Origin of the sequence: Paucibacter sp. PLA-PC-4, assembly GCF_026241155.1 — a bacterium.
Classification (GTDB): domain Bacteria; phylum Pseudomonadota; class Gammaproteobacteria; order Burkholderiales; family Burkholderiaceae_C; genus Roseateles_E.
On sequence record NZ_JAPFGP010000023.1, the window covers coordinates 38,974 to 62,104 of the forward strand.

Here is a 23,131-nt window from a genome sequence, read left to right on the forward strand (position 1 = left end):
CCCCTACCCGGCAGCGCACTCACCTTCGTTGTCTGCCCCGTTTCACCGCTGGAGTTGTCCGCTGATGAGCCCCCAGAAGTCCTGGCGTCCCCACGCCATCGCCCGCGCCACCGCGCTGCTGTTCGTGCTGCCGTCTGCGCTGTGGGCGCAGAACAGCCCGAGCACTGAACCGTCCGAGAGCGCCTTGCCAACCGTGCGCGTTAAAGCCACGGCCGACAAGGAAAGCGCCGGCGGGCCGGTCAACGGCTATGTAGCCAAGCGCAGCGCCACCGCAACCAAGACCGACACCCCGCTCAACGAGGTGCCGCAGTCGATCTCGGTGATCAGCGCCGACCAGATCCGCGACCAGAGCTCGCAGACCATGCAGGACGTGCTGCGCTACAGCGCCGGCGTGCGCTCCGAGATGTACGGCCTGGACAACCGCGGCGACTGGTTCTCGCTGCGCGGTGGCAGCGAGGGCTCGACCCTGCTGGATGGCCTGCGCCTGCCGCTGAGCGGCTGGTGGGGCGTGGTGCGCAACGAGCCTTATGCCTTCGAGCGCATCGAGGTGCTGCGCGGCCCGGCCTCGGTGATCGCCGGCCAGAACGGCCCCGGCGGCGTCGTCAATCTGGTGTCCAAGCGACCGCAGGCCGAGAGCCTGCGCGAGCTCGGCATCCAGTTTGGCGACAACGGCCACAAGCAGATCCAGGCCGATCTGGGCGGCGCGCTGAACAGCGACGCCAGCCTCCTCTACCGCGTCGTCGGCCTGGTCAAGGACAGCGGCACCCAGGTCGACCATGCCTACGACGAGCGTCAGTATTTCGCGCCCTCGTTGAGCTGGACACCGTTCGCCGGCGCCAAGTTGAGCGTCTACGGCGAGTACCAGAAGGACAAGACCGGCAACACCAATGCCTTCTTCCCGATCGCAGGCACGCTGCGCCCGGGGCCACAAGGCTACCTGTCGCCCTCGGTCTTCATCGGCGAGCCCGACTGGGACCGCTACGGCGGTGAACGCAAGCGCTTGGGCTACGAGTGGGAGCAGCGCCTGAATGAGCAATGGAAGCTGACACACAAGCTGCGCCATGACCGCATCGACGGCCGGATGCGCACGATGTATGCGAACTGGTGGGAGGGCTACGTCGATGCCGATGGCACAGCCAACCCGAACGGCCAGTACCTCAAGCGCACTTGGTCCGCCAACGACGACAGCAACCGCATCACCAACGCCGACCTGCTGCTGGAAGGCCGGCTGCAGTTCGGCGCCACCCAGCACACGCTGCTGCTGGGCGTCGACGCGATGCGCTCGCGCAGCGGCCACAAGTCCTGGAATGGCGATGCCACGGCGCTGAATGTCTACAAGCCTGTCTATGGCAGCTTCCCGCTGCCGGCGCTGGCCGTCGTGAATGCCGACATCAGCCGTGTCAGCCAGACCGGGCTGCTCGCCCAGGACCAGATCAAGTTCGGCCCGCAGTGGGTGCTGGTAGCCGGCCTTCGCCACGACAAGGTGAAGAGCGGCGATGCCCGCGACTCCGCCACCTCGAAGAACCTGGGCCTGGTGCATCTGATGGATGGCGGCTGGTCGCCCTATGCCAGCTACGCCGAGTCCTTCGAGCCGGTGGCCGGCAAGGACTTCGAGGGCAAGGCCTTCAGGCCCAAGCAGGGCAAGCAGATCGAGCTGGGGCTCAAGTGGGCGCCGGTGAACCGCAACATCACGGCCGCCGCGGCCGTCTATGAGCTGCGCGAAACCAACCGCCTGACCAACGATCCGGACCCGGACCATGTCGGCTACTCGGTGCAGCGCGGCGAGGTCACGGTCAAGGGCCTGGAACTGGAGCTCAACGCCAGCCTGCGTCAGTGGGATCTGCTGGCCAGCTACACCTATATGGACGCCTATCAGTCCAAGGTCCAGGGCAGCGACCGGGTCTACCTGGGCAAGCAGCTCAGCAGCATTCCCAAACACAGCGCCTCGGTCTGGGCCACGCACCGGCTCGACGCATACGGCCTGGCCGGTTTCAAGGCCGGCGTCGGGCTGCGCCATGTGGGCAAGACCTCGGACGGCGCCGACATCACCAGCGTGCCCTCGACCAACCTGCTGGATCTGATGGTGTCCTGGGACCAGGGCCCCTGGCATGCCGCGCTCAATATCAGCAACGCCACCGACAAGACCTATATCGCCTCCTGCCTGGAGCGCGGCGACTGCTGGTTCGGCAGCCAGCGAAAGCTGGTCGGCTCGCTGGCCTACCGCTGGTAAACGACGGCAACACGCGATGAGCACAACACCATTCCCCCCCCCAACCCGCCTGCACATCGTCGCCCGCATCGCGGCGGCGATGCTGGGCGGCTATGCCTTGTGCTGGGGCTTTGTCGCGCTGTTCATCGCGTCGATGTTCGCTGCCGGCATGCCTTTCCACGACGCCGAGTCGCTCAGCTATATGCTGGCTTTCCTCCTTTTTCTCGGGCTGTTTCTGTGGGCCTTCGCGGCCCGCAGTCTGGCCCGCGTCTGGGGTGTGCTGGCCGGTGGCGGTGCCCTGATGAGCGCCGCCGCCTGGCTGATCCAGCGCACCCTGCTCTGAGCCCACGACCCAAGGAGTAAGACCCGTGTTCCAGAATTTCCGGCTCACCATGGCCTGGCTGCACACCTGGTTCGGCCTGGTGCTGGGCTTTGTGCTGATGGTGGTGTTCTTCTTCGGCTCGCTGTCGGTGTTTGATCGCGAGATCGACCGCTGGGCGATCCCTGAATCGCGCTTTGCGCCGCAAGCGATGCCTTCGTTCGACCGGGTGCTGCAGCCGGTGTTCAAGGCCATGACCAAACCCGACGCAGCCAATATCGAGGCCGCCCGCGAGCGGGTCAACGGTCCGATGGCCGACAGCTTCCCGGTCGTCAACAGCTGGGGCGCGTACACCACGCACCGCGATCCGGTGCTCAGCGTCTTCACCAGCTTTGTGCTGCCCAATGCCAAGCAGGCCGACGACCTGGTCTGGGGCAGCTTGACCATCGATCCGCGCGACGGCCGCCCACTGCCGCAAGACCATCTGAAGATCGGCAGCCAGTTCTTCTACCCGCTGCACTACAGCCTGAACCTGCACTGGAAGAACCTCGGCACCTGGATCGTCGGCTTCGCGGCGCTGATCATGCTGGTAGCCCTGGTCAGCGGCGTCGTGATGCACCGCAAAATCTTCCGCGAGCTGTTCACCTTCCGGCCCAAGAAACACACCCAGCGCAGCGCGCTGGACCTGCACAACCTGACCGGCGTCGTCGCGCTGCCCTTTCACTTCATCTTCGCGCTGTCGGGGCTGGTGATATTTGGCGGCATCTACTTCCCGGTCACCCACACCCAGCTGGAGCCCCTGCACGAGCTGCATGAGCAGCATGAGGCGATGGAGACCGGTTTGCCGGCCCAGCGCGCCGGCCAGCCGGCTGCGCTGGCCTCGGTCGACGCGATGGTCGCCGAGGCCCAGCGCCGCTGGGCCGCCAAGGGCATGGCCGGCGAGGTCGGCTTTCTGAATGTGCAGCATGTCGGCGATGCCAATGCCTATGTCAGCGTCTACCGCGCCGGCACCGACCGGGTCACGCTGACCGGCGAGGGCATGCATTTCAAGGGCAGCAGCGGCGAGCTGATCCGCGAGGATCCGCCGGTCACCGTCGTGGCCGGCATCAACAACTTCCTGACTGGCCTGCATCTGCAGCACTTCCGCCATTGGCTGCTGCGCTGGCTCTATGTGCTGGGCGGGCTGTCGGGCTGCGTCTGCATCGCCACGGGCTTCATCTTTTTCGTCGAGAAGCGCAAACGCCAGCATGCCAAGCAAGGGCTCAGCGGCGCGCGCTGGGTGGATGCGCTGGCCGTCACCACGGTGACCGGCATGCTGATCGCCACCATGGCCGTGCTGATCGCCAACCGCTTGCTGCCCGGCGATCTGCCGGCCCGCGGCGACTGGGAGCAGTACGGCTTCTGGGGCGCCTGGCTACTGGCGTTTTTCCATGCCTTGTGGCGCACGGCGCCGGTGTCCGAGGGCCGCATCGCGCCGGCCTGGGGTGAGCAATGCTGGGCAGTTGCGGCCCTGGCGATCACCGCCGTGCTGATGAACTGGGCCAGCACCGGAGATCATTTGCTAAGTACCTTGGGCCGAGCCTACTGGCCAGTGGCCGGCGTCGATGTCGCACTGCTGACCAGCGCCGTGCTGGCCGTGCTGGCAGCGCGCCGGCTAGGCCGGCGCTCTCGCCTGGCGATCAACAGCCCTGTAGCGAAGGCCGCCCATGCATGAGCCTGTGATGTTGCTGGCGGCGCTGGCTGCCACTGTCGCCGGCCTGGGCTGGTTGGCCTTGGCCATGGAGGTGCACTGGCAGCAGGTGTGCGGCGCCAGGCCGCTCACGCCGACCACCATGGGCGGCCTGCGCCTGCTCGGCGCCGCCGGTCTGCTGGGCTCTCTGGTACTGTGCCTGCAGGTCGACCATGTCTCGATGGCCGCGCTGGTCTGGGTGATGGCCCTGGCAGGCGCCGCCTTGTTGATCGCCTTCACGCTGAGCTGGCGGCCGCACTGGCTGGCACTACTGCTGGCTCGGCGGCCGGGGGGGCCTGGCGCGAGCTAAGTCCCGGGTTTCAGTGCGGTCGCGAGGCCGGCGGGCCTTGCTGATCGCCTCGCAGCTCGCCCCGCCAGCGCTCCAGCATCTGGTGGAATTCGTCTGCGAGACGAGCATTGTCCAGCGGCCCGGCCTGGGTCGCCGACGCCAGCGCCGTGCCGATGCGCTTGGCGCGCAGCATCGCGATGCCCTCAATCGCGCCGAGCACGACATGGGCGGCCGAGGCGTCGAGCGTATCGGTGGCCAGCATGTCGGCCGCCTCGCGCAGCACCACCATCTCCTGCTCGATCTCGGCGGTATTGAGGCCGCTGCGGCGCAGCGCCGGCAGCAGCACCAGCTCCTCCAGCCGCCAGCTCAGTTCCAGCGCCAGCAGCAGTTGACGCTGAGCCTGGGCGACCCTCTCGGACGGCGTTTGCCGCAGCGCATCGAAGCATTCTTCATTGGCGGCGCGCAGCTCGGCGAACAGCGCGTTCACGTCCCTGTGAAGCGGACGTTCGGGGCTCATCGCGAGGGAGCGGGGCCGAGCTGGCTACCGCTGCCGCGCAAGGCGCCACCCTCGCCTTCCCAGGTATTGACCTCCTGCGGCTTGGCGGGGCTTGCGGCCGCCGCAGCGTGCTGCTCCTGGCGGCGCGCCTGCCGGCGCCACAGTGCGATGCCGGCCAGCAGGGCCGAGACGATGCCAATGCGTTTGCTGATCATGGGACTGCTCCTTGATGACTGCCAGAGCCACCACCGCGACGGCTCATGCACTCATCTTGGTCGAGCCCGGCCGGGCCGGCTATATCGGCTCGCCGCTTCCTGCTGTAGGACAAGGCCGACCATTGCGACTCCGGCCCGCCGCGTCACCAGCGGCTTTGCACCGTGACGCCGATACGGCCACCGCGCGGCTTGAAGGACACAGTGGTCTGGCCGCTGAGTTCGACACGCACGCCGCGACGCAGATCCTCGTAGGGCTTGCGGCTGTCGAACACCAGGCCCATGCGCAGCTGTCGGGCCTCGTCCGCCGACGTCAGGCCCGGCTCGGGCAGCACTCGAGAGGCGTTCAGCAAGGGGGTCTGCAAGACCAGCTCGGAGCGCTGGCCAGTGGCGAGCGAGACACCCAAGAGCAGACCGGCCTGGCGCGCGGCAGCGCTCCCGGGCCGCAAAGCCTCGCGCTGCTCCACGCCCAGGCCCAGGCCCAGGCCCAGCACTCCCGAGCGGGGCCGCATCCATAACATGGTCTGGAGGGCGTTCGGCGAGACCTCGGCCCCGGGGCCCAGCGCCGGCAGCGCGCCGCCGGTCGCCAAGGGCTCGCTCTGACTCACGCTGAGCCTGGGCACCAAGCCGTCGAGCGCAACGCGCTGCGCCATTGGCTGCGGCTGAGCCTGCACCGGCAGCGCCAGAGCCGCCGCGCAAAAACAGCCCGCCAAGCAGCGGCGGTTGCCCACCGTGAGAGAAGCTGCTGAGCCCGTCATGTCCGCACTCCTTGCCCAAGACGCCCCCATCGTAGGCATGGCGGCGATCCTGCGCCGTCGGCTGGCAGCGCCGATCGGTGTCGGACGCCGCCGACACTGCGCGGACGCCTTGTTCAGACTATGGAAGCAAGTCGCGGCAATTTCCAGGTACGCCGGCTGCGCAAAGCTGGCATAAGTCACGGCTTCTGGTCCCGCGGGTTCGCGCTCAGCGCGGCCAGCGCGGCAAAGGCCATCAGCCCCAGCCCGGCCGAGAACCACATGACCTGCGCCCCCCAGCGCGCCAGCAGCAGACCGAACAGCCAGGGCGCTAGCGCCTGGGCAAAGCGCGCCGGCACCGCCAGCAGTCCCTGCCGGTGGCCGTAACCTTGCGGCCCGAACATCGCCAGCGGCAAGGTCCCCCGGGCTATCGTCAGCACGCCATTGCCGCCGCCATGCAGCAGCGCAAACACCGCGGCCAGCGGTGCGCCGAAGCCGGCCAGCAGGACCGCGCCGATCGGGTGCATCAGCGCCGCCAGCCGCGCCGACAGCAGCGGATGCAGCCGCCGCAGCAAGCCAAACTCCAGCAGCCGGCCGGCCACCTGCGCCGGTCCGACCAGGGCCCCGAACGCTACGGCCGCCGCCAGGCTGGCGCCGCCAGCCTGCAGCAGGCCCGGCAGATGAGCGGCCATCGCGGTGCTGATGAACATCGTGATGGCGAACACCATCGCCAGCAGCGCGGCCGCATGGCGCGATCCAGCCCCCGCTGGCACGGCGGCCGGTGTCGGGCTGGCCGCCATGCCAGCAGGGGTCGGCTCGGCTGCAGGCTTGTCGACCTCGGGCAAGCGCCAGTTCAGCGGCAGGCCGAGCAGCAGATGCAAGCCGGCCCAGGCGAAGCAGGCACCACGCCAGCCGAACTGCAACTCCATCAGACTCGACAAGGGCCAGCCCACGGTGCTGGCAAAACCGGCGATCAAAGTGATGCCGGTGATGCTGTTGCGCGCCTCGTGTCCATAGAGCCGCACCAGGGTCGAGAAGGCCGCTTCATACAGCCCGCCACCCATCGCCAGACCGAGTAGCAGCCAGGCCCCGAACAGCTCGACCCCGTCGCGCGCCAGACCCAGCGCGGCCAGCCCCAACGCAAACAGCAGGCTGCTGCACATCAACACCGGCCGGCCGCCCCAGCGGTCGATGGCACGGCCGGCATAGGGACCCAGCAGCGCACTGGCGATCAGGGACATCGAGAAAGCCGCGAACACCGTGGGCGTGCTCACCCCCAGATCGCCAGCCATCGGCCCGGCCAGCATCGCAGGCAGATAGTAGGACGAGGCCCAGGCCAGGGTCTGGGCCGTGCCCAAGGCCGCCACCGTGCCGCTGCGCTGCAAGGCCACCATGCGCTTCAACCGCAACAGGCTGTGTTGGCCACACTGGCCTTGCTGCCGCAGCCACGGCGCACGGCCGGGCCGCTGCTGCAGACGCCGGTCTGAGGCAGCTCAAGTTCAACCCGATCGGCCGCCGCAAGATCGCCGGCCAGCGCCGCCGCAACCGAGCGCGCTTGCTCGAAACCGGTGGCCATCAAGAAGGTCGGCGCGCGGCCATAGCTCTTGACGCCCAGGGTGTAGAAGCCAGGCTCCGGATGGGCAAGCTCACGGTGCCCATGCGGGCGCACCGTGCCGCAGCTGTGAAGGTTGGGATCGATCAGCGGGCCTAGGGCCTCGGTCGATTCCAGCCAGGGGTCGAGTTTCAGGCGCAGCTCGCTGCCCAGGCTCAGATCAGGGCGCTGGCCGGTGGCGACGATCAGTTCGTCGAAGCCCGTCAAGGTCAGGTTCTGCCCCTGCACGGTCAGACTGCCGTCTTCCGCCTTGCTCAGCGCGCCAATGCGCAGCCCACCGAAGAACTCCAAGCGGCCTTCATCGCGCAGCGTCCGCAGCGCACTGCCGAGCTGGCCGCGGGCCGGCAGCGCGTCCAGCGCGCCGCCCCCGAAAGCACGCGCTGGCGCAGCCGTGCGAGTGGCCCAGGCCAAGCGGGTGCCGGGCACCTGCTGCGCCAGCTCGGCCAGGGCCAGCAGCGCATTGGCGGCCGAGTGACCTGCACCGAGCACCAGGGTGCGGCGGCCGGCATGGCGCGAGCGCGCCGCGCCCAGCACATCGGGAATGCCGTAGGCGATGCGCATCGCCAGCTCCGACTCGCCCAGCGCCGGCAGCCCGTTGGCGCCGGCCGGGTTCGGTTGGCCCCAGGTGCCGGTGGCGTCGATCACCGCGCGGGCGCGCAGCTCAATGGTTCGGCCATCGCTTTGCGTGGCCCGGATCACGAAAGCCGCCTGCTCGCGGCCGGCAGTCTTGACCTTGTCAAAGCCCTCGCGGCTGAGCGCCGTCACGCGGGTGCCGAGCCGCAGCGCGGCCGCCACCGTCGGCAGCGCGGCATAAGGCTGGAGCACCAGCTCGACGACTTCGCGCGCCAGCGGCAGCTCGTCCTCGGGCGGCGCCTGCCAGACGCCGCCGGTGCGCAACTGGCGAGCGATCGCGGCGTCGAGGTTGTAGCGCCAGGGCGAAAACAGGCGCACGTGGCCGTAGTCCAGCAGGTGCGCGCCGACGGAGGTGCCTGCCTCCAGGATCAGCGGCGGGATGCCACGCTCCAGCAAGTGGGCGGCGGCAGCCAGCCCCACCGGGCCGGCGCCCAGCACGGCCACCGGCAGATCGCCGGCGGAGTCTGCCTGGGTCGGGGCACCGTCCTCAACCAGCAGCAGCGCCATCGCGGAGGCCGAGGCCGGGCAGGCGCCGCGCAACTCGACCGAGGCCTGCAATGCGACGGGTAGCGCAGCACGTTCGACGCGCTCAAAGCCCAGACGCTCGAAATAGCCGGCGGCCGTCGTCGTCAACAGGAAGAGCCGGCGCAGGCCGCGCCGCCGGGCCTCCCCCAGGAGCGTGGCCAGCAAGCGGGCGCCGATGCCTTGCTGCTGCAGCCCGGGCGCGACCGCCACCGAGCGCAGCAGGCCGATATCGCCATAGCGCTCGATGCCAGCGCAGCCGACCAGTTCGCCGCCCTGTTGGGCCAGCACAAAGTGCGCGAGATGCTCGCGAGCACCGTCCAGCGGCAGCCGATGGGCGCCAAGCAGTGCGCTGATCGCGGGCCAGTCGGCCGGGCCGGCCTGGCGCAGGCGGACATGAAGCGTCGTCATGGTTTATCCGTCCTTGTTCCGTTCGCTGGCGGGCAGGCAGCACATCGCGCTGTGATCCGCCCGCAGGGTCTTGAGTAGCAGCAGCAGCGCGGTGTGCACCGCTTCGCGCTGCGTGGCTTGGAGCGTGGCCAGCAATTGCTCCGCATGGCCGTCCAGCAGGCGATTGAGCTCACTAACCCGTGCCTCGCCAGCCGGGCTCAGACCCACCAGCCAGCTGCGCGCATCGGCGGGGTTGTCGGTCTTGAGGACCAGGTCCTTGGCCGCCAGGCCCTCGACGGCGCGGCTGACCCAGCTCTTTTCCAGCAGCAGCCGCGTGCCCAGCTCCGACATGGGCAGCGCGGCACCAGCCCGAGCCAGCTCGGTCAGGATGTGGCACTGGGTCGGCGTGGTCATGCAGCAGTCGGCCACGACGCGCTGGGCCCGGGTGTAGAGCCGCGCCACTTCGCGCAACAACTCGCCGGCAGAGGTGGAGGAGGTACCCATAAGGTTGTGAATAGCAACTAGTTGCCGGCACAGTAGCCCTCGCTGATTTGGTTGTCAATAGCATCTATCTAGCCAAAAATCAGGTCAGCGCGGCGATGGGCTGCCGCCTCAGGGCGTCGGCCCGGCCAGCGAATCCAACTGGTTCAAGTAGACGTCAATCTCCTGCGCCGTGCTGCGCGCGCTGCGCATCACGCCGACCAGCGTGGCCGAGGCCGCACCAACCCAGTCGCCGTAGCCCAGCAACCACAGCCGCGGCTCGGCGATGCTGTGCGTGCCGTTCACCGCGATGCGCTCGGTGCCCGGATCCAGCAGTCCCAGCGGGGCCAGATGGTCCAGCGCGGGCTTGAAGCCGGTGCACCAGATCACCGCGTCGAAGGCCTGCGCCTGGCCATCGGACCAGGCCACGCCCTCGGGTGTGAAGCGCTCGAAAGGCGGACGCGCCGACAGCACGCCGCGCTCGCGGGCAGCGCGTACCGCAGGCACCATCACGATGTCACCCAAACCGCCAGCCAGCTCATCGAGCGGCTCGCCTCGCTGCTGGGCCAGCCAACGCGCCGTGGCGCGCTCGAACAGCACACGGCCGTCGACCTCGTCCGGCAGGAACTGCGGCGGTCGCTCGGTGACCCAGACGGTCTGTGCCGCATGTTCCGACAGCTCGGCCAGGATCTGCGCACCGGAGTTGCCGCCGCCCACGACCAGCACGCGCTGGCCGGCAAACAGGGTCGGGTCTTGATAGTGAGCCGAATGCAGCTGGCGCCCACGGTAAGCGGCCTGGCCCGGATAGGCCGGCACGACCGGATGACGCCAACTGCCGGTCGCGCTGACGACGCTGCGGGCCACCCACTGGCGCGCGCCAGCCCGGGCGACGAGACCCTGGGGCGAGGCTTCGACGGTGTCGACATGCACCGGCCGCTCGATGGTCAGTTCATAGCGCTGCTCGTAACGGGCCAGGTAGTCCAGCAGATGCTCGCGAGAGGGATAGGTCTGGCCCGGCTCGGGCGGCAGCGGCCAGCCAGCCAGCGAACTCCACTGCGCCGGCGAGAACAGGCGCAGCGATCGCCAGGCATGGCGCCAGGCGCCACCGGGGCCGTCTTCGGCATCAAGGATCAGGAAACTGCGCTGGCTGCGGCGCAGGAAATAGCCCAGCGACAGCGCGGCCTGACCCCCGCCGATGATGAGCACGTCGGGGCTGTTCACCGGACGCTCTAGATTTTGGCCTGGTTGACGCGCTGGCTCAGCGCTTGGGCGTCTTCCTTGCGCTCGCTGTAGCGGTCCACCAGATAGGGCGATACATCACGGGTCAGCAGGGTGAACTTCATCAGCTCCTCCATCACATCCACGATACGGTCGTAATAGCTGGAGGGCTTCATGCGGCCGGCCTCATCGAACTCCTGGAAGGCCTTGGCCACCGAGCTCTGGTTCGGGATGGTCAGCATGCGCATCCAGCGGCCGAGGATGCGCATCTGGTTGACCGCATTGAAGGACTGGCTGCCGCCCGAGACCTGCATGACCGCCAAGGTCTTGCCCTGGGTCGGGCGCACCGCGCCGCTGCTCAGCGGAATCCAGTCGATCTGGGTCTTCATCAACCCGGTCATCGCGCCATGGCGCTCGGGTGAGCACCAGACCATGCCCTCACACCACTGGGCCAGCGCACGCAGCTCCTGCACCTTGGGGTGGGTGTCCGGCGCACCATCCACCAGCGGCAGGCCAGCCGGGTCGAAGACGCGCACCTCAGCCCCCATGGCCTCCAGCAGCCGGCCGGCCTCCAGCACGGCCAGCTTGCTGTAGGAGCGCTCGCGCAGCGAGCCGTACAGCAGCAAAAATCTCGGCCGGTGTCGGGACGGCGCGGCCACGTTCAGCCGCTCCTGGGTCGGCGGCTCAAACAAGGCCGGTTGCAGAGCCGGCAAGCTGGCTTGTGGGAACAGGGGATCAGTCATGGCGATCGGAGGCAGATGAATTGGAAGACCGGCGGGCGGTCGCCGGCCGCAGCAACCGGTGCACGCCCAGCGCCAGCGCCGCGCCCAGCAGCTCGGCGAGCACAAATCCCGGTGCGCTGGCCGGCGCAATGCCGGCGAAGCTGTCGCTGAACATGCGGCCGAACACGGCGGCAGGGTTAGCAAAGGAGGTGGAGGCGGTGAACCAGTAGGCCGCGCCGATATAGGCCGCGACCATGGCCGCCACCCGCGAAGCCGGGGCCCTCAGTATCACCAGTAGCAGGCCGAACGTGGCGACACCCTCGGCGATCCACTGCCCGTTGCCGCTTCTGAGCTTGCTGGAGAACTGCAGGATGCTCAGATCGAACATCGCATGGGCTAGCCAAGCGCCCAGCATGGCGCCCAGCAACTGGGCGCCGACATAAGGCAGCAAGGCGGCTGGGGGTAACTCGCCGCGCCAGGCCATCACCGCGCTGACGGCCGGGTTGAAATGTGCGCCGCTGACGGGGCCGAAGACCTCGATCAGGATGTACAGGCCGCCCACCGTCGCCAAGGTATTGGCCAGCAGCGCGATCGCCACATTGCCGCCCGACAGGCGCTCTGCCATCAGGCCCGAGCCGATGACCACGGCCAGCAGCAGCGCTGTGCCCAGGCCCTCGGCCAGCAGCTTCTGGGAGGTGCTTGAATCCATGGCCGGCGCCTCAGCTCTTTGCGATAGCGTTCAGCGCTGCCAGCAGCTCCGGCTTGCTCAGCGACTCCAGCGGCAACAGCAGCAACTGCAGCATGCGATAGCCGATGGCCTGCCGGGTCAGCTCGAAGGCACGGCGCTTGCCCTCATCGCCACCTTCGGCGTTCGACGGGTCGGCATAGCCCCAGTGCACCTTGACCGGCTGGCCCTGGCCTGCGAAGAACACCGGGCACTGCTCGGCTGCGGCACTGTCGCAAACGGTAATCACGATGGACAACGGCGGCGCTTCGGGGCCGGTGAATTCGTCCCAGCTTTTGCTGCGGTAGGCGGCAGTCTCTATGCCGGCGTTATTGAGCGCTTCGATGGCAAAAGGGTTCAGACGCCCGCTGGGCGCGCTGCCAGCGCTGTGCGCGCGAACATCCCGGCCTAGGCGTTTCGCGAGGTGGTTCAGCATGCCCTCGGACAGTACGCTGCGGGCTGAGTTATGAGTGCAGAGAATCAGGACATGGACGGTCATTGCTTTTCCTACTTTGTGGGTTCAGGCCTTGCCGACTGTGCCGAGTTCGCGCTGCAGCGAGAGCTTGTCCAGCGTTGCCAGCGGCAGGGCCAACATCAGCTCGATGCGCCGCTTCAGGATCACGGCCGTGTCCATGAAGGCGCGAAGCCTGGTCTCCTGCGAGCCTTCGACGGCCGATGGGTCTTCCACCCCCCAGTGCGCGGTCATCGGCTGGCCCGGCCACAACGGGCAGACCTCGCCGGCGGCCTTGTCGCAGACGGTGAAGACGAAGTCGAGCTCGGACGCGCCCGGCTGAGCGAACTCGTCCCAGCTCTTGCTACGGAAGTTGCCGGTGGCAATCTGCAACTGCGACAAGGTCTGCAGCGCAAGTGGATTGACCGCGCCGGCCGGATGGCTGCCGGCCGAATGGGCCACGAATCGCCCTCGGCCCAGATGGTTCATCAGGCCCTCGGCCAGGATGGAGCGGGCAGAGTTGCCGGTGCACAGGAACAGCACCTGGTAGATCTTCTCGTCGGACATGTAAAACCTCGGCGAAAGTACGTGGGGGGAAGAAAGGGATACAGCGGGCGGGATTCAGCAGTTGGCACAGCCGCTGGCATCCGTCTCGTCCAGGCAGGGCGCGCCCTGGCAGCAGTTGGCGGCCAGATAGGCCAGCAAGGCGTTCATCTGCTCATAGGCGGCGCGGTAGATCAGATGGCGGCCATCGCGCTCTTGGGAGACCAGGCCGGCATGCAGCAGCTCCTTGAGATGGAAAGACAGCGTCGAGGCGGGCAGCGCCAACTGCTCGGTCAATGCACTGGGCGTCAGGCCGGCCGGCCCGGCCACGACCAAGGCCCGAAACACTTGCAGCCGCGCGGCCTGTGCCAATGCGGCCAGTGATTTGATGATCTGCTGCTCTTCCATGTTTCCATCTTAATAGAAATACAGAATAAATAACAAGACCCACGAGCGGCCGCGCCGGCAACAGAGCAAAACAATCCCACGCTGCGGACGAATAAGGGTTAGCCTCGCAAGCAAAGAGCCGGCATAGACGGGCAACACCACGCTCGGCCAAGCGCCGCACGCAGTCAACCGCAGGCCCCACCATGTCCCACGCCGCTTTTTTTCACCAGCCCTCGGAAACCGTCCGCTTCTATGTTCCGGTCGGTACCGGACAGGTGGGCGCCAGCGTCAGCCGTGCGACCCTGCATCATTGTTTTCGCCCCGGCTCGCAGGACGAGGATCCGCTGGAGACCTTCGAGGCCTTCTCGGCCGAGCTGGCGCTCGCCGTGCAACGCCGCGTTGCCCAGGGCGCGCTGGAGCCGGTGATGCTGCGCGAGTTCGATCTGCGGCCGGAGCAGCGACAGAAGTAAAAAAACCCGTGATCGGCTGATCACGGGCTCCGCCTCGCCCGAGGGCGAGGGTAAGGATGGGAGGGTCAGCTCTTGCCGAACTGAGCCTTGGCGCCGGTGATGCAGGCGCTCTTGGCATCACCTGCCAAAGCGTCGCACTTTTCGACGGCTACCTTGTAGTCGGCATCGCGCTTGTCCTCGGCAGCGTCCTTGCGCGCCTCGCCGACCTGCTTGCCCAGCTTGGCGTCCGCCATGGCCTTGGTCTCGGCGGCCTTGGCCTCCTTGACGCAAACATCCTTGTCGTTGCCGGACTTGTCGTCGCACTTTTCCTTGGCCACTTCGTACTCGGCCTTAGCCTTGGTGGTCAACACCTTGGTCTGGTCGGCAGGCTTGCCGCTATGAGCGTACTCGAGTTCGGCCAGGGCCACTTTCTCCTTGCCCTTGGCCTGCTCTTCGCAGACATCCTTGGCATTGCCCGACATCGCATCACAGCTGGCCTTCGCGGCCTTGTACTCAGCGCTGATGCGGGTCTTGCCGGCCTTGTACTCGTCCTTGCTGATGGTGGCGGCCTGGGCCACCGGCAGTGCCAGAAGGGCGGAAATCAACAGTGCAGATTTGATCTTGAAGGTGGTGTTCATCGGGGCGTCCTCTTTGGTTAATGGAGTGAACGCAGTATGCAAATCACCTTGGGCTGAGGCCTAGCGGAGGAGGCCTCGGCTTGTCGTAGTCGGCGTCCTACATGGTCTGGCGCTGTGCGCCTATGGGCCGATATCGACGAAGTTTTTACAGTGCAGCCATGGCTTGTCGCAGCGCTGCGCAGTCCACCGCCCTCACCACTCCAAGGAGATTCTCATGACCATTCGCCACAACTTCGCCATCGTCCTGACCACGCTGGCCTTGCTCGCCACGACCGGCTGCGCTGTCACGCGCGGGCAGGAATCAGTCGGCGCCTACGTCGACGACGCGGCCATCACCACGGCCGTCAAGGCCCGCTTCGTCGACAACACCAATGTCGCGGCCTCGGCCATCAGCGTCGAGACGATGAAGGGCACCGTGATGCTGTCGGGCTTTGCGAAGAGCAGCACCGAGAAGAGCACCGCCGAAGCACTCGCCTGGAAGGTCAACGGCGTCAAGGCGGTCAAGAACGAGATCACCGTTCGCCCGTAAGGCCGCATGACGGCGCTTGACTCAGTCATCGGGAGCCGAGACCGGGGCTGGGTTGCGTCGTCGGCACTGACGCCAGGCCAGATAGGTTTGCATCAACGGCTGGGCCGTCACCCCATGGGCAACGATGGAAGCCACGACGGTCCACAGGGTCAGTGATAGCAGAGTCTCGGCCACCGGCCCGGTGACGCCGGCATCCAGCGCATAAAGCAGATAGAAGACCGAACCGATACCGCGGATGCCGAACCAGCCGATCATGCCGCGTAGCGGCGCCGTCAGCCCCTCTCCGAGGGTCGCGCCCAGCGCCGAAAGCGGTCGCAGCAGCAGGATCAGCAAGGGGACGAACCACCAGACCGCAGGCAACGGCTTGGCATAGGCCAGCATCGCCCCGACCAGCAGCACCAGCGTCAGCTCGGCGAGCTTTTCCAGCTGTTTGTTGAAACCCTGCACCGCATCGCGCATCGTCGCGCTGGCGTGGTGGGAATGGGTAGCCAGCGTGTCGTAGGAATGGCCGGCCGAGTCGAGCGGCGGCGCCAGCGGCCGGCTCTGCGGCCGGGGTCGTTCACGCACCCGCTGCAAGGCCATGCCGGCGGCGAACACAGCCAGAAAACCCGAGCTGTGACTCAGCAAGGCCACGCCGTTGGCCAGACCTAGCAGACCCAGGCCCAAGAAGACATCGAGCCCTATCGCCTCCTGGTGACGGCTGCGCAGATAGACCACCACCCAGCCGGTGGCCGCGCCCAATGCCGCGCCAATCGCGACACCGCCCAGCGTGGCCCATAGCAGGTCCAGCGCCCACCAGCGCCAGCCCCCCTCACCCAGCTCGTGCAGGCCCAGCAAACCCAGCCCGAGCATCACGAATGGGAATGCCGCGCCATCATTGAGTCCGCCCTCGCCGGCCAGGGTGAAGCCCAGCCGCTCCGGGTCGGTGCCGGCGTCCGACGGGAGATCGGAGGCCAGCACGGGATCGGTCGGTGCCAGCATCGCGCCTAGCAGCACGGCCGCGCCCACCGGCAGCTCGAGCAGCCAGACGCCGACCAAGGTCACCATCAACACCATCGCACTCATCGACACAAAAGCCAGCCGCAGCGGCAGCCGCCAACGCCGGTCGCGCAGCGGCACACCCAGGCGCAGCCCGACTGCAAACAGCGAGATCAGCAGGCCCAGCTCGGCCAGATGCATCAGCGCGCCGGCATGGGCCTGCGGATCGGGGCGCAGCACATCGATGCCATCCGGCCCCAGCGCACAGCCGAGCGAGAGATACACCATCGCGCTGCTCAGCGGCAGCCGGCCCAGCAAGGTGCCGGCCAGCACCATGGTGATCAGCAGCACGCCAACAAACAAGGACCAGAACTGCATGAGCGAGAAATGAATGCCGAGTGTCGATCAAGCATGAAGCCCGGCGCGGTGGCCGTCTGTGCTGCAGCACGCATAGCGCCAGCGCGCTCGCGGCCAAATGCGCTACCGTCGCGGCATGAACGACACCAGCGCACCCCCCAACCGCATGCACAGCATCTCCAGCCTGTTCGAGCCCGAGTTCAGCCAGCGCCTGTGCGAGATCTTCGAGCAGCACATCGCCTTCAACCAGGTGCTGGGTCTGCGCATCGATAGCCTGGAAGCCAATCTGGTCAAGGCACATATCACGATGCGCCCCGAGCTGATCGGACATTTCACCCACCAGCGCCTGCATGGGGGTGTGATCAGCGCCACCCTCGATGCGATGGGCGGGCTTGCCGTAATGGCGGCGACCGGCGCGCGCCATATGGATGAGGCGCCGCTGGCCCGGCTGGCGCGCTTCGGCAAGCTCGGCACCATCGATCTGCGCATCGACTACCTGCGCCCGGCTACGGGCCCACGCTTCCATGCCACAGCCGAGGTGCTGCGCTTGGGCAGCCGCGTGGCTTCCACCCGCATGGAGTTCAAGGACGCCGAGGGCCGCCTGCTCAGCAGCGGCGCCGGCGCCTACATCGTCTCCTGAGCGGGTGGCCTACTTCTTGGCTAGCGCGTCGGCCTTCTTCTCGAAGGGCAGCAAGTCGCTGGGCAAGACCTTTAGCAAGCCCAGGCAAGCCCCCTTGGACTCGGTGAACTTGTTCAGCTCGCCCATCTCGCAGCGGTCGCCGCCATGCACCTGCAGCTTGGCGATCTCGCCGCAGCCGATGCCGGCGAACTGCAGCGCACGGCGATGTTCGTCCCCCGGCCGCACCGGCCCGAAGCCAGTCAGCTGGGTCATATAGGCGACATCGTTGGCGCGCAGCACGGTGAAGTCGGGTACCACGCTGCGAATCTCGTAGTCCAACTTGTTGCTCAAGGCCAGCTCGAAGCGGCAACCGCCGGGCGCCTCGATGCGCCGCTCCAACCGCAGCTCGGCCTGCAGCACCGGCTTGGCCGGCGCCGCCGAGGCAGCAGGCGCCGCAGACGCGGTCGCATCGACATAACGCCAGCTGCCGTCATCCTTGAGCAGGATGCGCCGACCCTGCTCGTCCTTCAGTTCGAAGTCGGCCAGCGCGCCTGCAGCCAGCGCGGCAAGCCCGGCGGCGACCAGCGCCGCGCGCAGGCCTTTTACTGTCTCGATCATGCGAAGTTCCGTCCCGGTTGTTTTCAGTGGATAGCATAGTAGCGGGCTCGCCGCGGAGGCTCGAAAGCCCGCCCCAGGCGCTCTGGCGGCTTGGCATAAAGTCGTAATGACCCCTTCCGATGCCGACCATGCCAGACGCGCCCCTCACCCCGCATCGCGTTCACCCGCCTCCGCCGAGCAAGCCCTGCAGCTGCTTGAGCAGGCCGATGCCGCGTTGGCCAGGCAGGAATGGTCGGTGGCACTGGCGCTGGCCACGCAGGCCCTGAGTCCCACGCTGCTCGACAGGCAGCGCGCCCAGGCCCTGCTGATGCAGGCCCGCGCCCATTGGCAGATGGGTGCGCTCTGGCAAGTCTATCTGCCGGCGCTGGAAGTGGGTCGGCTCGGACGGCTTTGCGGCAACGCCCGCACCGAGGTCGATGGTCTGAGCCTAGCCGCTTTTGCGTTAGCCGAGCTTGGGCTGGCCGACGAGGCCAGGCTCATCAGCCTGGATGCCCTGGCCGCCGCCAGCGATTCGGCCGAGTTGCTGCCGCGTGCGCTCAGCTGCGCCGCCCATGTACATGCCCGGCTCGGCGATGTCAGCCATGCCGAGCTGATGCATATGCGGGCCATCTCGCTGGCCCGTGAGGCGCACGACGCCAATCTGCTGGCGCTGGCCTTCATCAATCTGCTGCTGTCGCTAGGCCTGGCCAGCGAGGAGTTGCTCCATGGCCCCGGTGAGGCGGCCGCACAGATCGCGCTGGTCCGTGCGCCGCGCTTCCTAGCCCAGGCCAGCGGCCTGCTGGCCGACGAGCGCCTGCCGGCCAGTACGCAGGCGGGCCTGCAGCTCGCCGCCGGGCATCTGGCCCTGTTATGCGGTCGCCTCGATCAGGCCCAGCCCTGGTTGACCGCCGCCCATCGTCGGTACTGCCTGCAAGGCACGGGTTACAACCGTCTGGCCGCCGAGCAAAGCCTGGCAGAGTCGGCGCTGCGGCAAGGGCGCCCCGCGGAGGCCCTGGGCTGGCTGAGCGAGCTGCTGGCCCCCGAGCCAGGCCGCAGTAGCTTCAGTCTGCGCCTACCGAGCTTGCGTACCGCGCGGGCCTGCCATCGGGCGCTTGGCAATGCCGAAATCGAGCGCACGCTGGCCTTGGAACTGGATGAGTTGCTGCGGGCTCGCCAGGCGATGCGGGAGCAAGCACTGGGTGTGCTGCACCGGCCCGAGCTGCCCTGATCGCTACGCGGCCAGACGCTGTGGTGGAGAATGCCGGCCATGGCTTTCCGACCCCTTCCCCTTCCCGCTGGCGTGGCCGGCCAGCTCTGGCTGCAATCCATGCCCGGCCGTCTGGAGTCTTTCGGCAGCTTTCTAGACGAGGCTCGCGCCCGCAGCCTCAGCCTGGTGGTCTGCCTCAATCCGCTCGAAGAAGTAGCCCAGCTGTCGCCCGCCTATCACAAGGCGATAGCCGAGGGCAGATTGCCGTTTCGCTGGCAGCACCTGCCGATGCGCGATTTCGGCCTGGGCGCTGACCCGAGCGCTTTCGCCAAGGGCGTGGAGCTGCTGCAGCACAGCCTGGTGCTCGGTGACCGCGCGCTGCTGCACTGCGCGGCGGGCATCGGTCGCACCGGCACGGTCGCGGCCTGCGTGCTGAAAGCCCTGGGCCTGCCGACCGAGCAAGCGCTGGCAGCGGTGCGCGCTGCCGGCTCCAACCCGCAGTCGGCCTTGCAATCGGGTTGGATCGAGCAGTTCTGATGAAGGTGCTGCACGCCGACGAGGGACTGATCGTCGTCAACAAGCCCGCCGGGCTGCTATCGGTTCCCGGCCGAGGCGCGGACAAGCAGGACTGCGCGGTCCACCGGCTGCAGCAGAGCTACCCAGAGGCGCTGACCGTGCACCGGCTCGATATGGCGACCTCGGGCCTGCTGCTGTTCGCGCGCGGTGCGGCGATGCAGCGCGCGCTGAGCCTGGACTTCGCCGAGCGCCGCGTCGCCAAGCGCTACATCGCCTTGCTGCAGGGTCGGCTCGACACTGGCGGCGCCTGGGCCGAGATCGATCTGCCGCTGAGTGCCGATTGGCCGAACCGACCGCGCCAGAAGGTCAATGCCATCAGCGGCAAGCCCTCGCTGACGCGCTACCGCAGCCTCGCACACGACGGCGACCAGACGCGGGTTGAGCTGGAGCCCATCACAGGCCGCTCACACCAGCTGCGCGTACACATGCTGGCGCTGGGCCATGCCATCGTCGGCGACGCGCTCTACGGTGGCCCAGCCGCTCCAAGGCTCTTTCTGCACGCCTGCCATCTGACGCTGCCCACGCGCGCGCTCAGCCTTGATTGCCCACCGGAATTCTGAAACCCCATGAGCGCCCTGCATTCACCAGCCGCCGACCGCAACAAACAGCCCATCCTCGACGCACTGCTGACGCTACTGCCACCCACCGGCACTGCGCTGGAGATCGCCAGCGGCAGCGGCCAACATCTGGCCCATTTCGCCGCCGCGCTCCCTGGCTGGGACTGGCAGGGCTCGGACCCTGACGAGCAGGCGCTGGCCTCGATCGCCGCCTGGCGGCCCGAAGGCCGCGAACCGCTGCGTCTGGACGTGAACCAGCGGGCCTGGCCCTTGCCGCCCAGTCATCAGGCGCTGGATCTGATCTATTGCGCCAATATGCTACACATCTCCCCCTGGTCTAGCTGCGCGGCCCTGATGCAAGGCGCCGCTCGCCATCTGCACCCGGACGGTCTGCTGCTGGTCTACGGCCCTTTTCTGGTGCCAGGTCTTGCCACTGCGGCGAGCAACCTTGCCTTCGATGCCGATCTGCGCGCGCGCAATTCCGCCTGGGGCTTGCGCGATCTCGAGGCCGTGCAGCGGCAGGCCGAGGAAGCCGGGCTGGACTTGCGGGAGTACCGCTCGCTGCCGGCCAACAATCTGCTTTTGATCTTCAACAGGAATCCTCAGCCATGAAGCTCTACATCATCACCGGCGCCTCGCGCGGCATGGGTGAGGCCATCGCCCGCCAGTTGATCTCGCCCGAGAATCTCGTCATCGGCATCTCACGCCGGCGCAGCGCCAGCCTGCCTTGCGGGCCTGGCCTTGAGCAATGGGAGCAGGACCTCGCCGAGCCGCTGGACGCGGCCGAGCGCCTGCAGGCCTGGCTGGCGGTGCAGGAGCCGGCCCGCTTCAGCCACGCAGCCTTGATCAACAACGCCGGCGTGATCACGCCGCCCGGCCCGATCGACGCGGTGCCACTGGCAGAGCTATCGGGTGCGCTGCGGGTCGGGCTGGAGGCCACACTGCTGCTGTCCAGCGCCTTCTTGCGCGCGACGCGGCACTGGGCGGCCGACAAGCGGCTGCTGAACATCTCCTCCGGCCTGGGGCGGCGGGCCATGGCCGGCAGCGCACCCTACTGCGCGGCCAAGGCCGGCATGGACAATTTGTCGCGCGCTATCGCGCTGGACGAAGCCGGCCGCGAGCATGGGACCCGCGTCGTGTCGTTGGCGCCGGGCATTATCGACACCGAGATGCAGGGCCAGTTGCGAGCCGGCGATCCGGCCTCCTTTCCCGACCAGCCGCGCTTTGCCGCCTTCAAAGCCGAGGGCCAGCTAGACAGCCCCGAGGCCGCCGCCGCCAAGGTGCTGCGCTATCTGGCGCGGGCAGATTTCGGCAGCACGGTGCTGGCTGATGTGCGGGAAGCCTGAGCGGGGGCGCGTCAGGTCTTGAACACCGCGACCGCCTGACCAAGACTCTCTGCCTGTAGCCGCAGGCTCTCGGCGGCGGCTGCCGACTCCTCGACCAGCGCGGCATTCTGCTGGGTCACCTGGTCCATCTGCATCACCGCATTGCTGACCTGGTCGATGCCCTGGCTCTGCTCTTTGCTTGCCATGCTGATCTCGGAGATCAGCGTCGTGACGCTCTGCACTTGGGCCAGCAAATCGGTCATCGTGCGGCCGGCGTCCTGCACCTGGGCCGCGCCGGCCTCTACGCGCGCGGCGCTGGCCGAGATCAACTGTTTGATCTCCTTGGCCGCGTCGGCCGAGCGACCGGCCAGCGTACGCACCTCGCCGGCCACGACCGCAAAGCCACGTCCCTGTTCGCCGGCGCGGGCGGCTTCGACAGCCGCATTCAGTGCCAGGATATTGGTCTGGAAGGCGATGCCGTCGATCACGCCGATGATGTCGCCGATCTTGCGCGACTGCTCGCTGATGCCCTCCATGGTCTGCACCACCCCCTGCACCGCCGCACCGCCGCGCTGGGCCACGGCTGACGCGCTGTCGGCCAGCCGGCTTGCTTCGGCGGCGGTGCTGGAATTCTGCTTGACGGTCGAGGTGAGCTGCTCCATCGAGGCCGCCGTTTCCTCCAGGCTGCTGGCCTGCTCTTCGGTGCGCTGGCTCAGGTCCATGCTGCCCCGGGCGATCTCGGACGAGCCGCTGCTGATCGATTCCGCACAGTCGCGCACCTGGGACACCATGACCAGCAAGCTGGCGTTCATGGTCTTCAGCGCCGCCATCAGTTGGGCGGTCTCGTCCTTGCCTTCGACCTCGATCTGGGTGCGCAGATCGCCGCCGGCCACGGCGGCGGCCACCTGCACCGCCGCCGACAAGGGCCGGATGATCGAGCGAACTATCAGCCAAGCGCCCCAGGCGGTGGCACTCAGCACCAGCGCAAAGATCAGCAGGCTGCGCCAAATCATGGTGTTGAACGTTTGCTGGCTGGCCTCGTACTCGGACTCGGCCACCTTGAGCTGCAGATCGGTCAACGCCAGCAAGATCTCAGCCACCGGATCGATGGCCGGATACATCTGCTCGGCGGCATAGACCGCCATGCCGGGCTTGTCACCCGCACGCGCCAGGGCCAGCAGACGCTGGCCGGCCACATCGGCAAGCTTCATACTGGCCTCGGCCTTGCGCACCAACGCGGCTTCTTCCACCGTCAGCCGGGTCTCGGTATAGGCCTTCCAGTTCTTGACGATGATCTGATTGTTATCCTCTATGGTCTTGACGGTAGCCGGCGGCGTCAGCCCGCCATCACGCATCTTGTGGGCCGCGTCCACATAACCAACCGCATAGGCATCAGCGACCAGCTTCAGTTGTTTGAGAGGGACCACCCGGTCTTGGTAGGTCGCACCAAGCCTCCGGTTGGCCTCATGCAGGCGCAACAAGCTATTGCCCACCGAAGCCGCCAGCAACAAGAGCATCAGGGCCACCAGGGCGGCGAGGCGGGCGCGTATGCTTATCGCATTCATGAGGTGGACCTTATCGACCGGGCGCATGTCATTTGTAATTGCTATCGCACCCAACAGCATCCCT

The 23,131-nt window shown here is 67.6% G+C and carries 28 protein-coding genes; 12 read left to right on the top strand and 16 right to left on the bottom strand.

All coding sequences use genetic code 11. The features are described 5' to 3' along the window. Positions 1-64 precede the first annotated feature (64 nt). Genes OOZ63_RS25565 through OOZ63_RS25580 form a run of 4 tightly spaced genes read left to right on the top strand, consistent with a single transcriptional unit; the run spans position 65 to position 4,567 of the window. Positions 65-2,230, top strand: coding sequence for a TonB-dependent siderophore receptor (locus OOZ63_RS25565; RefSeq protein ID WP_266008489.1), 2,166 nt, complete (start codon positions 65-67; stop codon positions 2,228-2,230). A gap of 16 nt (positions 2,231-2,246) precedes the next feature. Beyond that, on the top strand, positions 2,247-2,552 hold the full coding sequence (locus OOZ63_RS25570; RefSeq protein ID WP_266008490.1) for an iron uptake protein: 306 nt from the start codon (positions 2,247-2,249) through the stop codon (positions 2,550-2,552). A 25-nt stretch (positions 2,553-2,577) separates the two neighbouring features. Beyond that, a complete protein-coding gene (locus OOZ63_RS25575; RefSeq protein WP_266008491.1) occupies positions 2,578-4,242 on the top strand; it encodes a PepSY-associated TM helix domain-containing protein in 1,665 nt (554 codons plus the stop codon). Continuing rightward, positions 4,235-4,567 (top strand): DUF3325 family protein, encoded by a 333-nt coding sequence (locus OOZ63_RS25580; RefSeq protein WP_266008492.1) that lies wholly within the window; start codon positions 4,235-4,237, stop codon positions 4,565-4,567. The genes OOZ63_RS25575 and OOZ63_RS25580 overlap by 8 nt, the downstream gene beginning before the upstream one ends. 10 nt (positions 4,568-4,577) lie before the next feature. On the opposite strand, the gene OOZ63_RS25585 is transcribed toward OOZ63_RS25580, so the two are convergent. The 12 genes from OOZ63_RS25585 to OOZ63_RS25640 form a co-directional block, all read right to left on the bottom strand. Beyond that, a complete protein-coding gene (locus OOZ63_RS25585) occupies positions 4,578-5,063 on the bottom strand; it encodes a hypothetical protein (RefSeq protein ID WP_266008493.1) in 486 nt (161 codons plus the stop codon). Then, on the bottom strand, positions 5,060-5,257 hold the full coding sequence (locus OOZ63_RS25590; RefSeq protein WP_266008494.1) for a hypothetical protein: 198 nt from the start codon (positions 5,255-5,257) through the stop codon (positions 5,060-5,062). The genes OOZ63_RS25585 and OOZ63_RS25590 overlap by 4 nt, the downstream gene beginning before the upstream one ends. A gap of 143 nt (positions 5,258-5,400) precedes the next feature. Next, complete coding sequence (locus tag OOZ63_RS25595; RefSeq protein ID WP_266008495.1) at positions 5,401-6,012, bottom strand: hypothetical protein; 612 nt, start codon at positions 6,010-6,012, stop codon at positions 5,401-5,403. Between the two features lie 176 nt (positions 6,013-6,188). Continuing rightward, positions 6,189-7,382 (bottom strand): MFS transporter, encoded by a 1,194-nt coding sequence (locus OOZ63_RS25600; RefSeq protein WP_266008526.1) that lies wholly within the window; start codon positions 7,380-7,382, stop codon positions 6,189-6,191. A gap of 5 nt (positions 7,383-7,387) precedes the next feature. After that, positions 7,388-9,166 (bottom strand): arsenic resistance N-acetyltransferase ArsN2, encoded by a 1,779-nt coding sequence (arsN2, locus tag OOZ63_RS25605; RefSeq protein ID WP_266008496.1) that lies wholly within the window; start codon positions 9,164-9,166, stop codon positions 7,388-7,390. Positions 9,167-9,169: 3 nt separating this feature from the next. Next, a complete protein-coding gene (locus tag OOZ63_RS25610; protein WP_266008497.1) occupies positions 9,170-9,649 on the bottom strand; it encodes a MarR family winged helix-turn-helix transcriptional regulator in 480 nt (159 codons plus the stop codon). Positions 9,650-9,757: 108 nt separating this feature from the next. Beyond that, on the bottom strand, positions 9,758-10,846 hold the full coding sequence (locus tag OOZ63_RS25615) for an ArsO family NAD(P)H-dependent flavin-containing monooxygenase (RefSeq protein WP_266008498.1): 1,089 nt from the start codon (positions 10,844-10,846) through the stop codon (positions 9,758-9,760). A gap of 8 nt (positions 10,847-10,854) precedes the next feature. Beyond that, entirely contained in the window at positions 10,855-11,586 is a 732-nt protein-coding gene (gene arsH, locus OOZ63_RS25620; protein ID WP_266008499.1) for an arsenical resistance protein ArsH, read from the bottom strand. Beyond that, positions 11,579-12,274 (bottom strand): aquaporin, encoded by a 696-nt coding sequence (locus tag OOZ63_RS25625; RefSeq protein ID WP_266008500.1) that lies wholly within the window; start codon positions 12,272-12,274, stop codon positions 11,579-11,581. The genes arsH and OOZ63_RS25625 overlap by 8 nt, the downstream gene beginning before the upstream one ends. Before the next feature lie 10 nt (positions 12,275-12,284). After that, on the bottom strand, positions 12,285-12,788 hold the full coding sequence (locus OOZ63_RS25630) for an arsenate reductase ArsC (RefSeq protein ID WP_266008501.1): 504 nt from the start codon (positions 12,786-12,788) through the stop codon (positions 12,285-12,287). A gap of 21 nt (positions 12,789-12,809) precedes the next feature. Continuing rightward, positions 12,810-13,307 carry an arsenate reductase ArsC gene (locus OOZ63_RS25635; protein ID WP_266008502.1) on the bottom strand — a complete coding sequence of 166 codons (498 nt, stop codon included), beginning with the start codon at positions 13,305-13,307 and terminating at the stop codon, positions 12,810-12,812. A 54-nt stretch (positions 13,308-13,361) separates the two neighbouring features. Further along, entirely contained in the window at positions 13,362-13,691 is a 330-nt protein-coding gene (locus OOZ63_RS25640; protein ID WP_266008503.1) for an ArsR/SmtB family transcription factor, read from the bottom strand. Positions 13,692-13,873: 182 nt separating this feature from the next. Between OOZ63_RS25640 and OOZ63_RS25645 the strand changes: the two genes are divergently transcribed. Next, positions 13,874-14,140, top strand: a complete 267-nt coding sequence (locus OOZ63_RS25645) for a hypothetical protein (protein ID WP_266008504.1) — start codon at positions 13,874-13,876, stop codon at positions 14,138-14,140. Between the two features lie 65 nt (positions 14,141-14,205). Here the strand turns inward: OOZ63_RS25645 and OOZ63_RS25650 are convergent, their stop codons facing one another. Further along, positions 14,206-14,757, bottom strand: coding sequence for a hypothetical protein (locus tag OOZ63_RS25650; RefSeq protein WP_266008505.1), 552 nt, complete (start codon positions 14,755-14,757; stop codon positions 14,206-14,208). A 214-nt stretch (positions 14,758-14,971) separates the two neighbouring features. On the opposite strand from OOZ63_RS25650, the gene OOZ63_RS25655 reads away from it, so the two are divergent. After that, positions 14,972-15,286, top strand: a complete 315-nt coding sequence (locus OOZ63_RS25655; protein ID WP_266008506.1) for a BON domain-containing protein — start codon at positions 14,972-14,974, stop codon at positions 15,284-15,286. A gap of 21 nt (positions 15,287-15,307) precedes the next feature. Here OOZ63_RS25655 and OOZ63_RS25660 read toward each other — a convergent pair whose 3' ends face one another. Continuing rightward, positions 15,308-16,642 carry a cation:proton antiporter gene (locus OOZ63_RS25660; RefSeq protein ID WP_266008507.1) on the bottom strand — a complete coding sequence of 445 codons (1,335 nt, stop codon included), beginning with the start codon at positions 16,640-16,642 and terminating at the stop codon, positions 15,308-15,310. A 145-nt stretch (positions 16,643-16,787) separates the two neighbouring features. Here OOZ63_RS25660 and OOZ63_RS25665 point away from each other — a divergent pair, with 145 nt between their 5' ends. Next, positions 16,788-17,261, top strand: coding sequence for a thioesterase family protein (locus OOZ63_RS25665; protein ID WP_266008527.1), 474 nt, complete (start codon positions 16,788-16,790; stop codon positions 17,259-17,261). A 9-nt stretch (positions 17,262-17,270) separates the two neighbouring features. On the opposite strand, the gene OOZ63_RS25670 is transcribed toward OOZ63_RS25665, so the two are convergent. After that, complete coding sequence (locus OOZ63_RS25670) at positions 17,271-17,858, bottom strand: hypothetical protein (RefSeq protein WP_266008508.1); 588 nt, start codon at positions 17,856-17,858, stop codon at positions 17,271-17,273. A 106-nt stretch (positions 17,859-17,964) separates the two neighbouring features. On the opposite strand from OOZ63_RS25670, the gene OOZ63_RS25675 reads away from it, so the two are divergent. Genes OOZ63_RS25675 through OOZ63_RS25695 form a run of 5 tightly spaced genes read left to right on the top strand, consistent with a single transcriptional unit; the run spans position 17,965 to position 21,523 of the window. Beyond that, the gene (locus OOZ63_RS25675; protein ID WP_266008509.1) at positions 17,965-19,065 is read left to right on the top strand and encodes a hypothetical protein; all 1,101 of its coding nucleotides are present in this window, start codon (positions 17,965-17,967) and stop codon (positions 19,063-19,065) included. A 39-nt stretch (positions 19,066-19,104) separates the two neighbouring features. Further along, positions 19,105-19,581, top strand: a complete 477-nt coding sequence (locus tag OOZ63_RS25680; protein ID WP_266008510.1) for a protein-tyrosine phosphatase family protein — start codon at positions 19,105-19,107, stop codon at positions 19,579-19,581. Next, entirely contained in the window at positions 19,581-20,180 is a 600-nt protein-coding gene (locus OOZ63_RS25685; RefSeq protein WP_266008511.1) for an RluA family pseudouridine synthase, read from the top strand. The genes OOZ63_RS25680 and OOZ63_RS25685 overlap by 1 nt, the downstream gene beginning before the upstream one ends. A 6-nt stretch (positions 20,181-20,186) precedes the next feature. Next, positions 20,187-20,789 carry a DUF938 domain-containing protein gene (locus tag OOZ63_RS25690; protein WP_266008512.1) on the top strand — a complete coding sequence of 201 codons (603 nt, stop codon included), beginning with the start codon at positions 20,187-20,189 and terminating at the stop codon, positions 20,787-20,789. Further along, positions 20,786-21,523, top strand: coding sequence for an SDR family NAD(P)-dependent oxidoreductase (locus OOZ63_RS25695; protein ID WP_266008513.1), 738 nt, complete (start codon positions 20,786-20,788; stop codon positions 21,521-21,523). The genes OOZ63_RS25690 and OOZ63_RS25695 overlap by 4 nt, the downstream gene beginning before the upstream one ends. Before the next feature lie 11 nt (positions 21,524-21,534). Here OOZ63_RS25695 and OOZ63_RS29160 read toward each other — a convergent pair whose 3' ends face one another. Then, on the bottom strand, positions 21,535-23,067 hold the full coding sequence (locus OOZ63_RS29160) for a methyl-accepting chemotaxis protein (protein ID WP_323055788.1): 1,533 nt from the start codon (positions 23,065-23,067) through the stop codon (positions 21,535-21,537). Positions 23,068-23,131 lie beyond the last annotated feature (64 nt).